The sequence below is a fragment of the Streptomyces silvisoli genome (assembly GCF_029269905.1).
Lineage (GTDB): Bacteria > Actinomycetota > Actinomycetes > Streptomycetales > Streptomycetaceae > Streptantibioticus_A > Streptantibioticus_A silvisoli_A.
Genome location: NZ_JARJBC010000011.1, coordinates 191,092 through 211,713 on the forward strand (window position 1 = coordinate 191,092; position 20,622 = coordinate 211,713).

At 72.2% G+C, this 20,622-nt stretch carries 2 protein-coding genes; both read right to left on the reverse strand.

Going from position 1 to position 20,622, the window contains the following annotated elements; translation table 11 throughout:
- Positions 1 to 45: 45 nt before the first annotated feature.
- Entirely contained in the window at positions 46 to 15,411 is a 15,366-nt protein-coding gene (locus P3G67_RS19150) for a type I polyketide synthase (protein ID WP_276094524.1), read from the reverse strand.
- 291 nt (positions 15,412 to 15,702) lie between these two features.
- Positions 15,703 to 20,604 carry a type I polyketide synthase gene (locus P3G67_RS19155; protein WP_276094525.1) on the reverse strand — a complete coding sequence of 1,634 codons (4,902 nt, stop codon included), beginning with the start codon at positions 20,602 to 20,604 and terminating at the stop codon, positions 15,703 to 15,705.
- Positions 20,605 to 20,622: the final 18 nt, after the last annotated feature.

Genomic DNA, 20,622 nt, shown 5'->3' on the forward strand with positions numbered 1-20,622 from the left:
CCCGTGCCGTGAACCGGAGTTGCCGTACTCATGAAGCGCGCGTCATCACAGGCCGAGTTCCTCGTCCAAAAGGTCGAAGAGTTCGTCCGCGGTGGCGGACTCGATTTCCCGTTCTTCGGCAGCGGTGTCCGTTGCACTGTGCGTTTCGTTCCACTTCGACAGGAGGTCTCGCAGGCGGGCGGTGATGCCGGGTCGTTCGGCATCGTCGGAGTCGATCGCGGAGAGGATCTCTTCCAGCTTGTCGAGTTCGGCGTGTACGGACTGCTGGGCCGCGGCGTCGTCCGTGCGGAGTTCGCCGCTCAGATATCCGGCGAGCGCGGCGGGCGTCGGGTAGTCGAATATCAGCGTGACCGGCAGCCGTATTCCGGCGACCGCGCCGAGGCGGTTGCGCAGGTCCACGGCGGTCAGCGAATCGAAGCCCAGGTCGAGGAAGCCGCGCTCGGCGTCGACCGCGTCCGCTCCCGAGTGGCCCAGCACCGCGGCCACTTGGGTGCGCACCGCGTCCAGCAGCACCCGGTCGCGCTCCTCGTTCGGCAGTCCGGCCAGTCGCTCCTGCAGCGAGGAGGTCGTGGTGGCGCTGTCGGCCGTGCCGCCGGTCTGCTCGGCGCGCCGCGCCGGGGTGCGGACCAGGCCGCGCAGCAGCGGCGGCAGCGTGCCCGCGACGGCCTGTGCGCGCAGTCCCGCGGCGTCGGTGCGCATGGGCACCAGTACCGCGTCGTCCAGGGCACCGCTCAGGTCGAACAGGGCCAGGCCCTCGTCGGACGGCAGCGGTGCCACTCCGGCCCGTGCCATGCGGTTCAGGTCGGCCTCGGTGAGGCTGCCCGCCATGCCGTCACCGGCACCCCACAGGCCCCAGGCCAGCGAACTGGCGGGCAGGCCCTGTGCGTTGCGGTGCTCGGCCAGCGCGTCGAGGAAGGTGTTCGCCGCCGCGTAGTTGCCCTGCCCGGCACCGCCGAACAGACCGCCGACGGACGAGAACAGTACGAACGCGGACAGTTCACGGTCGCGGGTCAGCTCGTGCAGGTGCCATGCGGCGTCGGCCTTCGGCCGCAGTACGCGGTCGATCCGCTCGCCGGTGAGCGAGTCGATGACTCCGTCGTCCAGCACACCGGCGGTGTGGATCACCGCGGTCAGCGGGTGCCCGTCGGGGATCGTGGCCAGCGTCTCGGCCAGCGCCTCCCGGTCCGCCGCGTCGCAGGCGGCCCAGGTGACCGTCGCACCCAACTCCCGTAGTTCGGCCGCCAGTTCCTCGGCGCCCTCCGCGGATCCACCACGTCGGCTGGTCAACAGCAGGTGACGGGCGCCGCGCTCGGTCACCAGGTGCCGGGCGAACAGTCGGCCCAGTGTTCCGGTGGCGCCGGTGATCAGCACGGTGCCGTTGCCGTCGAGGTCCGGTGCGGCCTCTTCCACGGCCGCGACCCGGGCCAGTCTGAAGGCGTGGGCGGTGCCCGCCCGCAGGGCCAGTTGCGGCTCGTCGGTGGCGAGCGCCGGGGCCAGTGCCCGGTTCGAGGCATCGGTGCGGTCGGTGTCGACCAGCACGAACCGGCCGGGGTTCTCCGACTGCGCCGTGCGCACCAGGCCCCACACCGGCGCGTGCACCAGATCCGTCACGTCCTCGCCGGGCCGTACCCGCACGGCGCTACGGGTGACGAGCACCAGCCGCGAGTCGGCGAACCGTTCGTCGGCCAGCCAGGATTGCACCAGCGCCAGCGCCTCACGCGCCGCCGCCCGGGCCGCGCCCGGCATGTCCTGCGGTGCCCCCGCGTCGGCCAGCGGCACGAAGACCGTCTCCGGGGCCGGGGCGCCGTCCGCCACGGCCGCGGCGAGCGCGGGCAGGTCCGGGTAGCTGTCGAGCCGGTCGCCGGACAGCTCCAGCGCCTCGGTGCCCAGCACCACCCAGCGTTCGCCGATGGGGACGGTGCCCGCCGCCTCCGGCAGCGCGGTCCACTCCACCCGGAACAGCGACTCCTGGTGCGCGGTACGCGCGGTCAACTGCTCGGCGCTGACCGGCCGCAGCACCAGCGCGTCCACCGTGGCGACCGGCGCACCGGTGCCGTCCGCCAGCCGCAGCGACACCCCGCCGGACGCGGTCGGCGTCAGCCGGGCCCGCAGCGTGTCGGCGCCCGTGGCGTGCAGCCGCACCCCGGTCCAGGCGAACGGCAACCGGGCCCGGCCCGCGTCGTCGTCCACGTCCCGGCTCACACCGCCCAGGCCGATGCCGTGCAGTGCGGCGTCCAGCAGCGCTGGGTGCACGCCGTACGCGCCCGCGTCGGTGCCGTAGCCCTGCGGCAGCCGGATCTCGGTGAACAGTTCGTCGCCACGCCGCCAGGCGGTGCGCAGGCCCTGGAACACCGGCCCGTAGCCGAGCCCGGCCTCGGCGACGCCCTCGTACAGCGTGCTGGTGTCCACCTCGGTGGCGTCCTGCGGCGGCCACACGCTCAGGTCGAACGCCTCCGGCTGCTGGCCGACGGCCAGTACGCCGCCCGCGTGCCGCAGCCATGGCTCGTCGGCCGGTGCGTCCTCGGGCCGCGAGTGCAGGGCCAGTTGGCGCCTGCCCGCCTCGTCCGACTCGCCCACCCACAGCCGCAGTTGCACCGCGCCGCGCTCCGGCAGCGCCAGCGGCGCGTGCAGGGTCAGCTCCTCCACGGTGTCGCAGCCGACCTCCTGGCCCGCGCGCAGCGCCAGCTCCACGAAGGCGGTGCCGGGCAGCAGCACGGTGTCCATGACGGCGTGGTCGGCCAGCCACTGGTGGGTTTGCAGGGACAGCCGTCCGGTGAACACGAAACCGCCGGACTCGGGCAGTTCCACCGCGGCACCCAGCAGCGGGTGGTCCGCTGTGTCCAGACCGGCCGCGATCATGTCCTCGATGGAGACGCCGACGTCGAGCCAGTAGCGCTGCCGCTGGAAGGCGTACGTGGGCAGCTCCACCCGGCGGGCGCCGGTGCCCGCGAAGTACGCCTGCCAGTCGATGGCGGCGCCGCGTACGTGTGCCAGGGCCAGGGCGGCGGTCAGGGTCTCCGCCTCGGCGCGGCCGTCGCGCAGTACGGGTGCGAAGGCGGCCGTGACGCTCTCCTGGGCCATGGCGGACAGCACACCGTCCGGGCCGAGTTCGAGGTACGTCGTCACGCCCTGGGTGTCCAGGGCCCGGATGCCGTCGTGGAAGCGGACGGCCTCGCGGACGTGCCGGACCCAGAAGTCGGGCAGGCAGATGTCCTCCGCGGTGACCAGCGTGCCGGTCAGGTTGGACACGATCGGGATGCGGGGCGCCTCGTACGTCAGGCCCTCGGCGACCTTGCGGAAGTCGGCCAGCATCCCGTCCATGTGGACGGAGTGGAACGCATGGCTGACCGTCAGCCGCTTGGTCTTGCGGCCCCGCGCCTCGAAGCCCTCGGCGATCGCCAGGACCGCGTCCTCATCACCCGCGATCACCACCGACGTGGGCCCGTTGACCGCGGCGATGTCGACGCGCTCGGTCAACAGCGGCGAAACCTCGTCCTCCGCGGCCTGCACCGCCACCATCGCGCCGCCGCCCGGCAGCTCCTGCATCAACCGCCCACGGGCAGCCACCAACGTGCACGCGTCATCCAGCGACAGCACACCGGCGACATGCGCGGCGGCCAACTCGCCGATGGAGTGCCCGGCCAGGAAGTCAGGCCGCAGACCCCACGACTCGACGAGCCGGAACAACGCCACCTCGACGGCGAACAGCGCGGGTTGCGTGTAAGCGGTCTGGTCCAGCGCCTCACGATCCGCGCCGAACAGCACGTCCCTGACCGGAAGTTCGAACCTGTCGCAGACCGCGTCCAACGCCGTCGCGAAAACGGGATAGGACTCGTACAGCTCCCGACCCATCCCGAGCCGCTGGCTGCCCTGCCCGGTGAACAGGAAGGCGACCTTGCCCTCGACCGCCGTGCTGTGCAGCAGGTTCGGGGCCGACTCGCCACGGGTCAGGGCGTCCAGGGCGCGCAGCGCCTCGTCCCGGTCACCGGCCAGCACGGCCGCCCGCTGTTCGAGCGCCGCCCGTGTGGTGGCCAGCGAGAAGCCGAGGTCGGTCAGGCCCGACTCGGCATCGGCCTGCAGGTGGGAGCGCAGCCGCCGCGCCTGGGCGCGTAGCGCGTCCTCACCGCGCGCCGACAACAGCAGCGGCACGTAGGGGAGTTGGTTGCCCGCCGCCTCGGACTTGGGGGTGTCGGTCGTCGGGGCCTGCTCGATGATGACGTGCGCGTTGGTGCCGCTGATACCGAAGGACGACACACCCGCGCGGCGCGGCCGGTTGGCCTGCGGCCACTCACGTGCCTCGGTCAGCAGCGAGACCGCGCCCGCCGACCAGTCCACGTGCGGTGACGGCTCGTCCACGTGCAGGGTCTTGGGCAGCAGCCCGTGCCGCATCGACAGCACCATCTTGATCACACCGGCGACGCCCGAAGCGGCCTGGGTGTGGCCCAGGTTGGACTTGACCGACCCCAGCCACAGCGGTTGGTCCTCGGGCCGCCCCTGGCCGTAGGTGGCCAGCAGCGCCTGCGCCTCGATCGGGTCGCCCAGCGTGGTACCGGTGCCGTGCGCCTCCACCACGTCGACCTGGGCGGCGGACACCCGGGCGTTGGCCAGCGCCTGCCGGATGACCCGCTGCTGCGAAGGACCGTTGGGCGCCGTGAGGCCGTTGCTCGCACCGTCCTGGTTGACGGCGGAGCCGCGCACGACCGCCAGCACCTGGTGGCCGTTCCTGCGGGCGTCGGACAGCCGCTCAAGCAGCAACACGCCCGCGCCCTCGCCCCAACCGGTGCCGTCGGCGGCGGCGGCGAACGACTTGCAGCGCCCGTCCTCCGCGAGCCCGCGCTGGCGGCTGAACTCGATGAACGTACCGGGGGTGAACATCACGGTGACACCACCGGCCAGCGCCAGTTCGCACTCGCCGTTGCGCAGCGCCTGCGCCGCCAGGTGCAGGGCGACCAGCGACGAGGAGCACGCGGTGTCCACGGTGACCGCCGGGCCTTCGAGGCCGAAGGTGTACGCCACCCGGCCGGAGACCACACTGCTGGAGCTGCCGGTGCCGAGGTAGCCCTCGACCTCGTCCGGAATGGCGTGCAGTCGCGCGCCGTAGTCGTGGTACATCACGCCCGCGAACACACCCGTGCGGCTGCCGCGTAGCGCCAGCGGGTCGATGCCCGCGCGCTCGAACGCCTCCCAGGAGGTCTCCAGCAGCAGCCGCTGCTGCGGGTCCATCGCCAGCGCCTCACGCGGCGAGATGCCGAAGAACGCCGGGTCGAACTCGGCCGCGTCGTGCAGGAATCCGCCCTCGCGGGCGTAGGAGGTGCCCTGGTGTGCCGGGTCCGGGTGGTAGAGGGCGTCCAGGTCCCAGCCGCGGTTTCCGGGGAAGGTGGTGATGCCGTCGGAGCCCGCGGCGAGCAGTCGCCACAGGTCCTCGGGGGTGCGCACGCCGCCCGGGTAGCGGCAGCTCATCGCGACGATGGCGATGGGCTCGTCGGCGACGGTCCTGGTAACGGCCACCGGGGCGGCCGCGGCGGCGTCCGTGCCGGTCAGCTCGGTGCGCAGATGGCGGGCGAGCGTGGTCGGGTCCGGATAGTCGAAGATCAGTGTGGCGGGCAGCCGCAGTCCGGTGGCGGTGTTGAGCTGGTTGCGCAGTTCCACCGCGGTCAGCGAGTCGAAGCCCAGCTCCTTGAACGCACGGCCGGACTCGACCGCCTCCGGGCCCGCGTGGCCGAGCACCGCCGCCACCTGGGTGCGGACCAGGTCGAGCAGCAGGCGCTGCTGCTCCTGCTCCGACAGTCCCGAAAGCCGTTGCGCCAGACCGGATTCGGCGCCGCTGGCGGCGTCCACGACCCGGCGCGCCGGGGTGCGGACCAGTCCGCGCAGCACGGGGGCGATGGTGCCCGCCGCGGCCTGGGCGCGCAGTGCGGCGAGGTCCAGCCGCATCGGGACCAGGGCGGCGGTGTCCACCGTGCGTGCGGTGTCGAACAGTGCCAGTCCGTCCTCGGCGGTCAGCGGCGGCAGGCCCGCCCGCCGCATCCGGCTGATGTCGGCCTCGTCCAGGCCGCCGGCCATGCCGTCCGCGACCGCCCACAGCCCCCAGGCCAGCGCGGTGGCGGCCAGGCCCTGCGCCTTGCGGTGCTGGGCGAGCGCGTCCAGGAAGGTGTTGGCCGCCGCGTAGTTGCCCTGTCCCGGGCCGCCGAACACACCGGAGGACGAGGAGAACAGCACGAACGCGGACAGGTCCAGTTCGCGGGTGATCTCGTGCAGGTGCAGCGCCGCGTCCACCTTCGGACGCAGCACGGTGTCCATACGGTCCTCGGTCAACGAGCCGATGACGCCGTCGTCCAGCACGCCCGCCGCGTGGATCACCCCGGTCAGCGGATGCTCGGCGGGGATCGCGGCCAGCACCTCGGCCAGTGCGTCCCGGTCGGTCACGTCACAGGCGGACGAGGTGACGGTCGCGCCCAACTCGCCCAGTTCCGTGACCAGTTCGGCCGGGGCGCCACGGCGGCTGACCAGCAGCAGGTGCCGTACACCGTGCTCGGCCACCAGGTGGCGGGCGAACAGCCGGGCCAGCGAACCGGACGCGCCGGTGATCAGCACCGTGCCGTCCGGGTCGTAAGGCCGGGCCTGGGCGTCGGCCCGGGCCGGGACGCGTGCCAGCCGCAGCGTCCGCACGGTGCCCTCACGCACCGCCAACTGCGGCTCGCCGCAGGCCAGTGCCGCTGCCAGGGTCTGCGGCGCGGTCTCCTGGCCGTCGAGGTCGACCAGCACGAAGCGGTCCGGGTTCTCGGTCTGCGCCGAGCGCAGCAGGCCCCAGACGGCGGCGTGCGCCAGATCGTCGACCGGCTCGTCCGCAGCGGCGGCCACCGCGCCGCGGGTCACCGCCACCAGCCGTGAACCGGCGAACCGCTCGTCCGCCAGCCACGCCTGGGCGAGCCGCAGCGCGGCAGAGGCGGCCGTGCGCACGACCTGGGGTGTCGCCTCGGCGACGGGTGCGAACGGAACGAAGACCTCGTCCGGTACGTCGGCGCCCTCGTCAACGGCGCGGATCAGCGCGGCCAGGTCCGCGTGCCGAGGCACGTCCAGACCAAGGTCGACGTCACCGAGTACCACCCAACTCCCCTGGGGGGAGGCGGCGTTGGTGGGCACGGTGGTCCACTCGTGGCGGAACAGCGACTCGTGGTACGTGGCCCGCGCGGCCCGCAACTGGTCGTCGGACACCGGGCGCAGTCCCAGCGACTCGACGGCGGCGACCGGCGCACCGGTGGCGTCGGCGATCTCCAGGCGGACGCCCTCGGCGCCCGCCGCGACCAGGTGGACGCGCAGCGCGGCGGCGCCGCTGGCGTGCAGCGACACACCTGTCCAGGCGAACGGCAGCCGCCCCTGGCCGTCGTCGGCGCCCAGGCCGCCCAGCCCGATGGCGTGCAGTGCGGCGTCCAGCAGCGCCGGGTGCAGGCCGAACCGGCCCGCCTCCGACTCGGCGTCCTGCGGCAACCGCACCTCGGCGAAGATCTCGCCGTCCCGCCGCCAGGCCCGGCTCAGCCCCTGGAAGGCTGGGCCGTAGTCGAAGCCGATGGCCAGCAACTGCTCGTATCGGCCGTCCAGTTCGACTTCGACCGCCTCCGCCGGGGGCCAGGCGGTCAGCTCGAACGACGGCTGCGGCTGCCCCCCGGAAGCCAGCACACCGCTGGCGTGCCGGGTCCACGACTCGTCGGCGGCCCGGTCCTCGGCGCGCGAGTGCAGCGCCAGCGGGCGGCGTCCGGTGCCGTCGGCGGCGCCCACCGCGAGCCGTAGCCGCACCCCGCCGTGCTCCGGCAGCACCAGCGGCGCCTCAAGGGTCAGCTCCTCCAGGTAGTCACAGCCCACCTGGTCACCCGCGCGCAGCGCCAACTCCACGAACGCGGTGCCTGGCAGCAGGACGGAACCCATGATCGCGTGGTCGGCCAGCCACGGGTGGCTCTGCAACGACAACCGGCCGGTGAGCAACACCCCGTCAGAGTCAGGTAGTTCGGCGACTGCGCCCAGCAGCGGGTGCCCGGTCTCGCCCAGCCCGATCGCGGCGACATCGCCCGCCAGGAACGCGGGCAGCTTCGGCCAGTAGCGCTGCCGCTGGAAGGCATACGTGGGCAGGTCCACGCGGCGGGCACCGGTGCCCGCGAAGTACGCCCGCCAGTCGATGGCGGCGCCGCGTACATGTGCCACGGCGAGGGCGGTGACCAGGGCTTCCGCCTCGGGGCGGCCGTTGCGGAGGGTGGGGGCGAAGGCCGGGTCCTCGCCGGTGGCGCACTCCTGGGCCATGGCGGACAGCACACCGTCCGGGCCGAGTTCGAGGAACGTGGTGACGCCCTGGGCCTCCAACGACCGGATGCCGTCGAGGAAGCGGACGGCCTGGCGCACGTGGCGGACCCAGTAGTCGGGGGTGCGGATCTCTTCCGCGCCGACCAGCGTGCCGGTGAGGGTGGACACGATCGGGATGCGCGGGGCGGCGAACGTCAGCCCCGACGCCACCTCGCGGAACGCCTCCAACATCCCGTCCATGTGCGGCGAGTGGAACGCGTGACTGACGGCCAGCCGCTTGGTCTTACGGCCCTGCGTCTCGAAGCCAGCGGCGATCTCCAGGGCCGCGTCCTCGTCACCGGCGATGACGACCGACGTCGGCCCGTTGATCGCGGCGATGCTCACGCCCTCGACCAGCAGCGGGACGACCTCGTCCTCCGCCGCCTGGACCGCCACCATCACGCCGCCGCCCGGGAGTTCCTGCATCAACCGGCCACGAGCCGCCACCAACGTGCAGGCATCCTCCAGCGACAACACACCAGCGACATGCGCGGCGGCCAACTCGCCGATCGAGTGCCCGGCCAGGAAGTCAGGCTTCAGACCCCACGACTCGACGAGCCGGAACAACGCCACCTCGACGGCGAACAACGCGGGCTGCGTGTAACCGGTCTGATCCAGCAACTCGGAGCGCGAGCCGAACACCACGTCCCGCAGGGCGAGTTCGAGATGCTGGTCGAGATAGGCGCACACCGCGTCGAATGCCTCGGCGAAGACGCGGTACGCCTCGTACAGCTCCCGGCCCATGCCCAGCCGCTGACTGCCCTGCCCGGTGAACAGGAACGCCAGCTTCCGCTCTGCCGTCCGTCCCTCCACCGCCCCGGCCGCCGGGCGGCCCTCGGCCAGCGCGTCCAGCGCCGCCAGCACGGACTCGCGCTCCGCGGCCGCCACCACCGCGCGGTGCTCGAACGCCGCGCGCCCGACGGCCAGCGAGAACGCCACGTCGGCAAGGCCGAGTTCGGGGTTGGCGACCAGGTGCGAGCGCAGCCTCTGCGCCTGGTCCCGCAGTGCGTCGGCGTGCTTGGCGGACAGCACCAGCGGGACGGCCGCGGGCCGCGTCTCGTGCGGGGTGTCGTCCTCGAAGGCCGGGGCCTGCTCGACGATGGTGTGTGCGTTGGTGCCGCTGATGCCGAACGAGGAGACGGCGGCCCGGCGCGGACGGCCGGTCTCGGGCCACACCCGGGACTCGGTCAGCAGCGAGACCGCGCCCGCCGACCAGTCGACGTGCGGTGTCGGCTCGTCCACGTGCAGGGTCTGCGGCAGCACACCGTGCCGCATGGCCAGCACCATCTTCATCACGCCCGCGACACCGGCCGCGGCCTGCGTGTGGCCGAAGTTGGACTTGATGGAGCCCAGCCACAGCGGCTGGCCCTCCGGCCGGTCCTGGCCGTAGGTGGCGAGCAGCGCCTGCGCCTCGATCGGGTCGCCCAGCGTCGTGCCCGTACCGTGCGCCTCCACCGCGTCCACGTCCGACGTGGTGAGACCGGCGGACGCCAGCGCCTGCCGGATGACCCGCTGCTGGGACGGGCCGTTCGGGGCCGTGAGGCCGTTGCTCGCACCGTCCTGGTTGATGGCGCTGCCCCGGACGACCGCCAGCACCGGATGGCCGTTCCTGCGCGCGTCGGACAGCCGCTCCACCAGCAGCATGCCCGCGCCCTCGCCCCAGCCGGTGCCGTCGGCGCCCGCGGCGAACGCCTTGATGCGGCCGTCGGCGGCCAGGCCGCGTTGGCGGCTGAAGTCGACGAACGAAGCGGGCGTGGACATCACGGTGACCCCACCGGCCAGCGCCATGGAGCACTCGCCGTGCCGCAGCGCCTGGATCGCCCAGTGCAGCGCGACCAGCGACGACGAGCACGCCGTGTCAACGGTGACCGCCGGGCCCTCCAGACCGAGCACGTACGACACCCGGCCCGACACCACGCTCGCCGCGTTGCCGGTGCCCAGGAAGCCCTCGGTGCCGTCGGGCGCGGCCAGCATCAGGGGCAGGTAGTCCTGGCCGTTGGTTCCGGCGAAGACGCCGACCTGCTCACCGCGCAGCGTCGCCGGGTCGATCCCGGCCCGCTCGAACGCCTCCCAGGAGATCTCCAGCAGCAGCCGCTGCTGCGGGTCCATCGCCAGCGCCTCACGCGGCGAGATGCCGAAGAACGCCGGGTCGAACTCGGCCGCGTCGGCGAGGAACCCGCCCTCGTTGACGTACGAGGTGTTCTCCGCCTCGGACCGCGGGTCGTACAGCGACTCCAGGTCCCAGCCGCGGTCGGTGGGGAACCCGCTGATCGCGTCACGTCCGGACGCCAGCAGCTCCCACAGTTCCTCCGGTGACCGCACACCGCCCGGGAAGCGGCAGCTCATCGCCACGATGGCGATGGGGTCGTCGGCGATGTCAGCCGCCGTCAGCCGGGGCCGCGCGGTGTCCGCCGCGCCCGGCTCGCCGAGCAGCGCCACGCGCAGGAACTCCGCCAGGGCAACGGAGTTGGGGTAGTCGAAGACCAGGGTGGCCGGAAGGCGCAGCCCGGTGAGGGCGCCCAGCAGGTTGCGGATCTCCACCGCGGTCAGCGAGTCGAAGCCGAGGTCGCGGAACGCCCGGCCGGGCTCCACCGACTCAGGCCCCGGGTAGCCGAGGACGGCGGCCACCTGGGTGCGTACGAAGTCCAGCGCGAGCTGTTCGCGTTCGGCCTCGGAGGCCGCGGCCAGGCTGCGCTGGAAGGACGACAGGTCGGCGGTGGCGCCGGGCGCCGTGGCGCTCTCCAGCGCGCGCTGCACCTCCGGCAGCCCGGAGATGAACGGGTTGGCGCGCACCGCGGTGAGGCCCGGGGCGAGCCGCTGCCAGTCGATGTCGGCGACGAGCGAGAACGCCTCGTCCAGGTCGAGCGCCTTGTGCAGTGCGGCGAGCGCCAGCTCGGGGGCCAGCGGCGGCATTCCGGCCTGCCGCAGCCGCTCGGCGACCACCTTGTCGGTCGCCATACCGCCCTCGGCCCAAGCGCCCCACGCCAGTACGGTCGCGGGCAGCCCCTCGGCCCTGCGCTGTTCGCCCAGCGCGTCCAGGTAGGCGTTGGCGGCGGCGTAGTTGGCCTGGCCCGCACCGCCGAAGGTGCCGGCGAAGGAGGAGAACAGCACGAACGCGGACAGGCCCAGGTCACGGGTCAGCTCGTGCAGCACGGCCGCGGCGGTCGCCTTGGCACGCAGCACGCCCGCGATCCGCTGCGGGGTCTGGGCGTCCAGCACACCGTCGTCCAGTACACCGGCGGCGTGCACGACGGCGGTCAGCGGGTAGCGCGCGGGCAGGGAGCGCAGCAGCTCGGCGACCGCGTCCCGGTCGGCGACGTCGCAGGCGGCGACGGTCACCTCGGCGCCCAACTCCACGAGTTCCGCGCGCAGTTCGTCAGCCCCGGGCGCGTCCGGGCCGCGGCGGCTGACCAGCACCAGGTGCTCGGCGCCGTTGCGGGCCAGCCAGCGGGCGACGTGGGCGCCGAGCGCCCCGGTGCCGCCGGTGATCAGCGCGGTACCGGTGGCGGACCAACGGCCGTTCGGGGCCTCGGTCAGCTCGGACTGCGGGGCGCGGGCCAGTCGGCGGGCGAACACGCCCTGCGGGCGCACCGCGAGCTGGTCCTCTCCGGCCAGGTCGCCGAGGATGTCGGCCAGCCGCGCCATCGCACGGTCGTCGGCCGTGGCGGGCAGGTCGACCAGTCCGCCCCAGCGCTCCGGGTACTCCTGGGCCGCCGAGCGGCCGAGCCCCCACACCTGCGCCTGGTCGGGGCTGGTGAGCTGGTCGGAACGGCCCACCCGGACCGCGCCACGGGTGGCGCACCACAGCGGCGCGTCCACGCCCGTGTCGCCGAGCGCCTGTACGAGCGCGGTGGTGCCGGACAGCCCCGCGGGCAGCGAGGAGTACTCGGCGTGCGGTCTGCCGTCCAGCGCCAGCAGCGACAGGACGCCCGTGACCTCGGCGCCGTCGATCGCGGTACGCAGCCGTTCGACGACGGCCGTGCGGTCCTCGGTGGCGGCGTCGACGACCAACTGCCGTACGTCCGCGCCGCGTTCGGCCAGGGCGCGGGCGGCGGCGGTCACCCACTCGTCGTCGGTGTGTCCGGCGGGGACGGCCAGCAGCCAGGTGCCGGTGAGCGGCTTGGCCGCGGAGTGCGGCAGCGGCTGCCAGGTGACCCGGTACCGCCAGCCGTCCACGATGGAGCGGTCCCGGCTCTGGCGGTGCCATGCGGACAGCGCGGGCAGCACCGCACTGAGCGGCTGCTCCGGGTCCACGCCGAGGGTTCCGGTGAGCGCCGCCAGGTCCTCGTTGTCCACGACCTCCCAGAACCGGGCGCTCACCGCGTCCAGCGCACTGGCACCGACCGCCTCGCCAGGGTTGGTGAACGGGTCGCGCGGCCAGTATTTGCGCCGCTGGAAGGCATACGTGGGCAGGTCGACGCGGCGCGCCCCGGTGCCGGAGAAGTACGCCTCCCAGTCCAGGCCGTGGCCGCGGACGTGGGCGCGCGAGATGGCGGCGGTCAGCGACTGCGCCTCGGGACGGTCGGTGCGCACGGCGGGCAGGAAGGCGGCGTCGGAGCGGGTGACGCAGCTCTGTGCCATGGCGGACAGCACGCCGCCGGGCCCGAGTTCGAGGTACGCCGACACACCGTGGCCGTCCAGCCAGCGGATGCCGTCGAGGAAGCGGACGGTCTGGCGGACGTGGCGGACCCAGTAGTCGGGGGTGCCGATCTCGTCGGCGGTGACCAGGGCGCCGGTGAGAGTGGAGACGATGGGGATGCGGGGCGCCTCGTAGGCCAGGCCCGACGCCACATCACGGAACGCCTCCAACATGCCGTCCATGTGTGGCGAGTGGAACGCGTGGCTGACGGTGAGGCGCTTGGTCTTACGGCCCTGCGCCTCGAAGCCAGCGGCGATCTCCAGGACCGCGTCCTCGTCACCCGCGATCACCACGGACGTGGGCCCGTTGATCGCGGCGATGCTCACGTCCTCGACCAGCAGCGGGGCGACCTCGTCCTCGCCCGCCTCCACGGCCACCATCGCGCCGCCGCCGGGCAGTTCCTGCATCAGACGGCCACGGGCGGCCACCAGCGTGCAGGCGTCATCCAGCGACAGCACACCAGCGACATGCGCGGCGGCCAACTCGCCGATGGAGTGCCCGGCCAGGAAGTCAGGCTTGACCCCCCACGACTCCACCAACCGGAACAGCGCCACCTCAACGGCGAACAACGCGGGCTGCGTGTAACCGGTCTGGTCCAGAGGTTCGGCGTCGGTGCCGAACAGCACGTCCTTCAGCGGCAGTTCGAACCGCTCACACACCTCGTCCAGGGCCCGGGCGAAGACGGGATACGCCTCGTAGAGCTCCCGCCCCATCCCCAGCCGCTGGCTGCCCTGCCCGGTGAACAGGAAGGCCAACTTGCCCTCGACTGATGTGCCTTCCACCAGTGACGCGGACGTACCGCCCGCCGCGAGCTCGGCCAACCCGGCCAGCAGCTCGTCGCGGCCCTGCGCCACGACCACCGCGCGCCGGTCCATTGCCGCCCGCGTGACCGCCTGCGAGTAGCCGACGTCCAGCAGGCCGAGACCGGGCTGCGCCGCAAGTCTCCGCCGGAGCCGCTCGGCCTGGGCGCGCAACGCCGCCTCGTCCTTGCCGGACAGCGCGACGGGCACGTAGGGCAGCGGGGTCGCCGTCGTCCCGTCCGTCGCGGAGTCGGGGGCCGGCGCCTGCTCCAGGATGGTGTGCGCGTTGGTGCCGCTCATGCCGAACGACGAGACGCCCACCCGGCGCGGGTGGCCGTTCTCCGGCCACGGCCGCGCCTCGGTGAGCAGGGCGACTTCGCCCGCCGACCAGTCCACGTGCGTGGTCGGCTCGGTGAGGTGCAGGGTCTTGGGCAGCGTGCCGTGGCGCAGCGCCATGACGGACTTGATGACGCCCGCGACACCGGCGGCGGCCTGGGCGTGGCCGATGTTGGTCTTCAACGAGCCCAGCCACAGCGGCCGGTCCTTCGACCGGTCCTTGCCATAGGTGGCCAGCACCGCCTGCGCCTCGATCGGGTCGCCAAGTGCGGTGCCGGTGCCGTGCGCCTCGACGGCGTCCACCTCGTCGGGCGTGAGGCGGGCGTTGGACAGCGCCTGGAGGATGACGCGTTGCTGGGAGGGGCCGTTGGGCGCGGTGAGCCCGTTGCTGGCGCCGTCCTGGTTGACCGCCGAGCCGCGCACCACGGCCAGTACCGGGTGGCCCTTGCGGCGCGCGTCGGACAGCCGCTCCACCAGCAGCATGCCGACGCCCTCGGACAGGCTGAACCCGTCGGCCTCGGTGGAGAACGCCTTGCAGCGGCCGTCCATCGCCAGGCCGCGCTGCTTGCTGTAGTCGATGAACGTACCGGGCGCGGACATCAGGGTCGCGCCACCGGCCAGCGCCAGCGAGCACTCGCCGTTGCGCAGCGACTGCACCGCCAGGTGCAGCGCCACCAGCGAGGACGAGCAGGCGGTGTCCACGGTGACGGCCGGGCCTTCGAGCCCGTACGTGTACGAGAGCCGGCCGGAGGCCACGCTGGCCGCGTTACCGGTGCCCAGATAGCCCTCAAGGTCCTCCGACGAACTCAGCAGCGCGGTGAGGTAGTCGTGGCTGCTGGTGCCGACGAATACGCCGACCTGCTTGCCGCGCATGGACGTCGGGTCGATTCCGGCCCGCTCGAACGCCTCCCAGGACGTTTCCAGCAGCAGCCGCTGCTGCGGATCCATGGAAAGGGCTTCGCGCGGTGAAATGCCGAAGACGCCGGGGTCGAACTGGGCGAAGTCCCTTACGAATCCGCCCTGGTGGACATAGGCCGTGCCCGGGTGCTCCGGGTCCGGGTGGTAGACGGTGTCCAGATCCCATCCGCGGTCGGCCGGGAAGTCGCTGATCACGTCCTCGCCGTCCATGACCAGCTGCCACAGGTCCTCGGGGGAGCTGATGCCCCCCGGGTAGCGGCAGCCGATCCCCACGATGGCGATGGGGTCCTGGTTCTTCGCCTCGGCCTCGCGCAGGCGTTGCCGGGTCTGATGCAGATCCGCCGTCACCAGCTTGAGGTAGTCCCGCAGCGTCTCTTCATTCGCCATTTAACGCAACCCATTTACGGCAGACGGCATCGGAAAATAAACGAACCAGAAACAATCGAACCAGTAACGAATTCAATCGACTTCTCGTAGGGAGGCTATGGTCGGGCCAACCATCCCGACAACCCCTTACCGCCCCCTACCCACCCCTGGCGGGGGTCCGGGCACCACGCCCCGGGAAACAATCCGTGCCGATGCACGGGCAATACGGCATCCTGACCGACGCCGAGAATTCCGTCAATGCCGCCGAGTGCGGCGCGCATTGACGGAATTACCCTCAACCGGCGGCGCTAATCATGCGCGGCCGAGTCCCTTGTTGATGAACGCGAACAACTCCTCGTCGGTGGCCGACTGGAGCTGGTCCACATCGTCCAGCACGTCGTCCGACGACGCCGACTCCTCGGCCGCCGGGGACTCCGTGTCGTTCCACTTCGCCAGCAGCGACTGCAACCGCATGGTGACCCGGGCGCGGATGACGTTGTCCGGGTTGCTGTCGGCGAGCAGATCCTCCAGCCGGTCGAGTTCCTCGAGCACCGACGCGCCGGTCTCCGCCGCGTCGGGCAGCACCTCGGCTCGCAGATAGGCGGTGACCGCCGACGGTGTCGGGTGGTCGAAGATCAGCGTCGGCGGCAGCTTCAGCCCGCTCGCCGCGCCCAACCGGTTCCGCAGCTCCACGGCGGTCAGCGAGTCGAAGCCCAACTCCTTGAACGCCCGGTTCGCCTCCACCGCCTCCGCGCCCGAGTAACCGAGCACCGCGGCCACGGCACTGCGCACCAACTCCAGCAGCAGCCGCTCCTGTTCGGTGCCCGGCAGTCCGGCGAGCTGCTTGGTGAGCGGCACGCCACCGGTGAGGTCGTCGGCGGTGTCGCTCTGCGCGTTCTCGATGACCTCGCGCGCCTCGGGGAGTTCGTGCAGCAGTCGACGGGGGCGGTCCGCGGTGAAGGCGAGCGCGAACCGCTTCCAGTCCATGTCGATGACGGTCAACGCCGTCTCGTCCCGGTCCAGCACATGGCCGAGCGCGGCGACCGCGCGTTCCGGTGCCATCTCGTTGATGCCGTGGCGGCGCATACGGTCGCCGATCGCGCCGCCCACCGCGCTGCCGTCGCCCCACGGGCCCCAGTTGATGGTGGTGGCGGTCAGCCCGTCGGCGCGGCGCTGTTCGGCCAGCGCCTCTAGGAACGCGTTGCCGGGGGCCTGGTTGCCCTGCCCGGGGGCGCCGAAGGTGGCGGCGAAGGACGAGAACAGCACGAACGCGGACAGGTCGAGGTCGCGGGTCAACTCGTGCAGGTTGAGCGTGCCGTCGACCTTGACCCGCAGCACAGCGTCAACCTGTTCCGGGGTCAGCCCCTCGATCACCCCGTCGTCCAGCACGGCCGCGGTGTGCACGACGGCGGTGAGCGGACGGTCGGCGGGGATGGCGTCGAGCAGCGCGGCGAGTGCGGCCCGGTCGGCGATGTCGCACGCGGAGATGGTGGCCTCGGCGCCCAACTCGGCCAGCTCGGCGCGCAGCTCGGCGGCACCGGGGGCGTCAGCGCCGCGTCGGCTGACCAGGTGCAGCCGCTGGGCACCGTTACGGGCCAGGTGACGGGCGACGTGCGCGCCGAGCGTGCCCGTACCGCCGGTGACCAGTACGGTGCCGTCCGGCCGCCACTCGCGCACCGCGGGCGTCTGCGCCAGCGCGGCCCGCACCAGCCTGCGGGTGAACAGTCCCGAGGAGCGGACCGCGACCTGGTCTTCCCCGTCCGTCCCGGCCAGCACGGCGGCCATTCGGGCCAGCGCGCGGTCATCGGCGGCCTCGGGCAGATCGACCAGACCGCCCCAGCGCTCACCGTGCTCCATGGACGCCACCCGGCCAAGGCCCCACACCAGCGCCTGCGCCGGATGCGTCAGCCGATCGGCGGCTCCGACCGACACCGCACCCGTGGTCACGCACCACAGCGGCACGCTGACCTCGGCGTCGGCCATCGCCTGCAACAACGCGAGGGCGGAGTGCAGGGGTTGGCCCTCGAAGGCCAGCAGCGACAACACTCCGCTGAGTTCCGTGCCTTCGACGGCAAGGTCCTTGGCCAGCGACTCCCGATCGGTGGCAGTCGGCGTCAACTGCCTGACGATCGCACCGCGTTCGGTCAGCACACGGGTGACATCGGCCGCCCTGGGGGCTTCGGACTCGGGTGCGATCAGCAGCCAGGTTCCGGAGAGCCGGGCCGTGCCGTCCTCCGGCAGCGGCTTCCACGTCACGCGGTAGCGCCAGCCGTCCACCGTCGAGCGCTCGCGGTTGGTGCGGCGCCACGAGGACAGTGCGGGCAGTACCGCGCTGAGCGGCTGGTCGCCGTCTATCTCCAGGGTGTCGGCGAGGGATTCCAGGTCCTCGCGCTCGACGGCCTCCCAGAACAGGGCGTCGGTCGGGTCGGACGGCGAAGACTCGACCGTCTCCAGCGCGGAGGCCTCCGGCCAGTAGCGTTGGCGCTGGAAGGCGTAGGTGGGCAGGTCGACCCGGTGGGCGCCGGTTCCCGCGAAGACCGCGTCCCAGTCAACGGTCACACCATGTACGTAGGCCTCACCCAGCGAAGCGTAGAAACGCTCCAGCCCACCCTCATCACGCCGCAAGGACCCCAAAGCCGCCGCCTGACGGCCGCAGTCCTCGATCGTCTCCTGAACACCAACAGTGAGCACCGGATGCGCACTGGACTCGATGAAGACCCCGAAGCCCTGCTCCAGCAGCGCACGGACCGCCCTCTCCAACTCCACCGTCTGCCGCAGATTACGGAACCAGTACTCCGCCGTCAGCTCCGGACCCCGCACCCACTCACCCGTGACCGTCGAAAGGAACGGCACCCGCGCAGACCCCGGAACGATCGGAGCCAAAATCTCCAACAGCTCGTCCCGCAAAAGCTCCACCTGCGCCGAATGCGAGGCGTAATCCACCGGAACACGACGCGCCCGCACCCCATCGGCCTCACACGAAGCCAACAACTCATCCAACGCGACCGGCTCACCGGAGACCACAACCGAGGACGGACCGTTGACCGCCGCCACCGAAACCCGATCCTCACCCCAAACAGCCAGCCGCTCCCGAACATCCCCCACCGGCAGGGCAACCGAGACCATGCCACCCAACCCGGCCAGCACCCGCCCAATCGCCTGACTACGCAACGCAACCACCCGCGCCGCATCGCCAAGACTGAGGATCCCCGCCACACACGCGGCAGCGATCTCACCCTGCGAATGCCCCACCACGGCAGCGGGCACAACACCCACCGACCGCCACAGCTCAGCCAACGACACCATCACCGCGAACAACACCGGCTGAACCACATCAACCCGGTCCAACGACGGCGCACCCTCATTCCCCCGCAGCACATCAACCAACGACCAATCAGTGAACGGCTCCAAAGCCGCCGCACACTCATCGATCCGCGCCGCGAACACCGGCGAGGCATCCAACAACCCCACCGCCATGCCCACCCACTGCGACCCCTGCCCCGGAAAGACAAACGCCGCCTTACCACCGACACTCACACCACAGGTCAACCCAGCCGCCATCCCACCAGCGGCCAACGCCTCCACCCCGGACCGCAGTTCCGCCAGATCCGCACCCCGCACCACCGCACGGTGATCCAACGCAGCCCGACCCGTGGCCAACGACCACCCCACATCCACCGGACGCCCATCCACCCCAGCGTCCAACACCGCCAGCAACCGCTGCGCCTGACCCCGCAACGCGGCCTCACCCTTACCGGACAACGGCCACACCACCACACCAGGCACAACGCCAGAAACAGCCTGCGGCTCCTCCTCCGCCACAACCTCAACCGGCGCCTGCTCCACGATCACATGCGCGTTCGTCCCACTGAAACCGAAGGCCGAGATGCCGGCGCGACGCGGGTGTCCGGTCTCCGGCCACTCCCGCGGCTCCGTCAGCAGCGACACCGCGCCGGTCGACCAGTCGATGTGCGGGGAGGGTTCGGCTATGTGCAGTGACTTCGGCAGCACACCGTGCCGCATCGCCAGCACCATCTTCATCACACCGGCGACACCGGCCGCGGCCTGTGTGTGCCCGATGTTGGACTTCACGGAGCCCAACCACAGCGGCTGGCCCTCCGGTCGTTCCTTGCCGTAGGTGGCCAGTAGTGCCTGCGCCTCGATGGGGTCACCAAGCGAGGTACCGGTGCCGTGCGCCTCGACCGCGTCGACCTGGTCGGCGGTGAGTCGGGCGTTCGCCAGCGCCTGGCGGATCACCCGCTGCTGGGACGGCCCGTTGGGGGCCGTAAGGCCGTTGCTCGCGCCGTCCTGGTTGACGGCGCTGCCCCGCACCACGGCCAGCACCGGGTGGCCGTTCCTACGGGCGTCCGACAGCCGCTCCAGCAGCAGCATGCCCACACCCTCGGCCGGGCCGAACCCATCGGCGTCGGCGGAGAACGCCTTGCAGCGGCCGTCGGCGGAAAGGCCGCGCTGGCGGCTGAACTCCACGAACAGGCCGGGAGTCGCCATCACGTGCGCGCCGCCCGAAAGTGCCAGCGAGCACTCGCCGTTGCGCAGCGCCTGCACCGCGAGGTGCAGCGCGACCAGGGACGCCGAGCAGGCGGTGTCGACGGTGACCGCCGGACCTTCGAGGCCGAAGGTGTAGGAAAGGCGACCGGATATCACGCTGGCCGCGTTACCCGTGCCGAGGTGTCCGGCGAAGTCGTCGTCCGCCTCCAACAGCGCGTTCAGGTAGTCGGAGCCGTTGACGCCGACGAAGACACCCGACTGGCTGCCGCGCAGCGTCACCGGGTCGACGCCCGCCCGCTCGAACGCCTCCCACGCGGTTTCCAGCAGCAGCCGCTGCTGCGGGTCCATCGCCAGCGCCTCACGCGGGCTGATCCCGAAGAAGGCCGGGTCGAAGCGGGCGGCGTCGCTGAGGAAGCCGCCCTCTCTGGTGTAGGAGGTGCCACGGCTGTCCGGGTCCGGGTCGTACAACCCCTCCACGTCCCAACCGCGGTCCGCCGGGAAGCCGGTGAGCGCGTCACCGCCCGACTCCAGCAGCCGCCACAGTTCCTCGGGCGACCGCACGTCTCCGGGGAAACGGCAGCTCATCGCGACTATCGCAATGGGCTCCCGTGCCTGGTCCTCGATTTCCCGCAGCCGCCCATAGGTCTCGTCGAGTTCCGTCGTGACCTTCTTGAGGTATTCCCGGAGCCTTGCTTCGTTCGCCATTGGCGCTTCATCCATTCG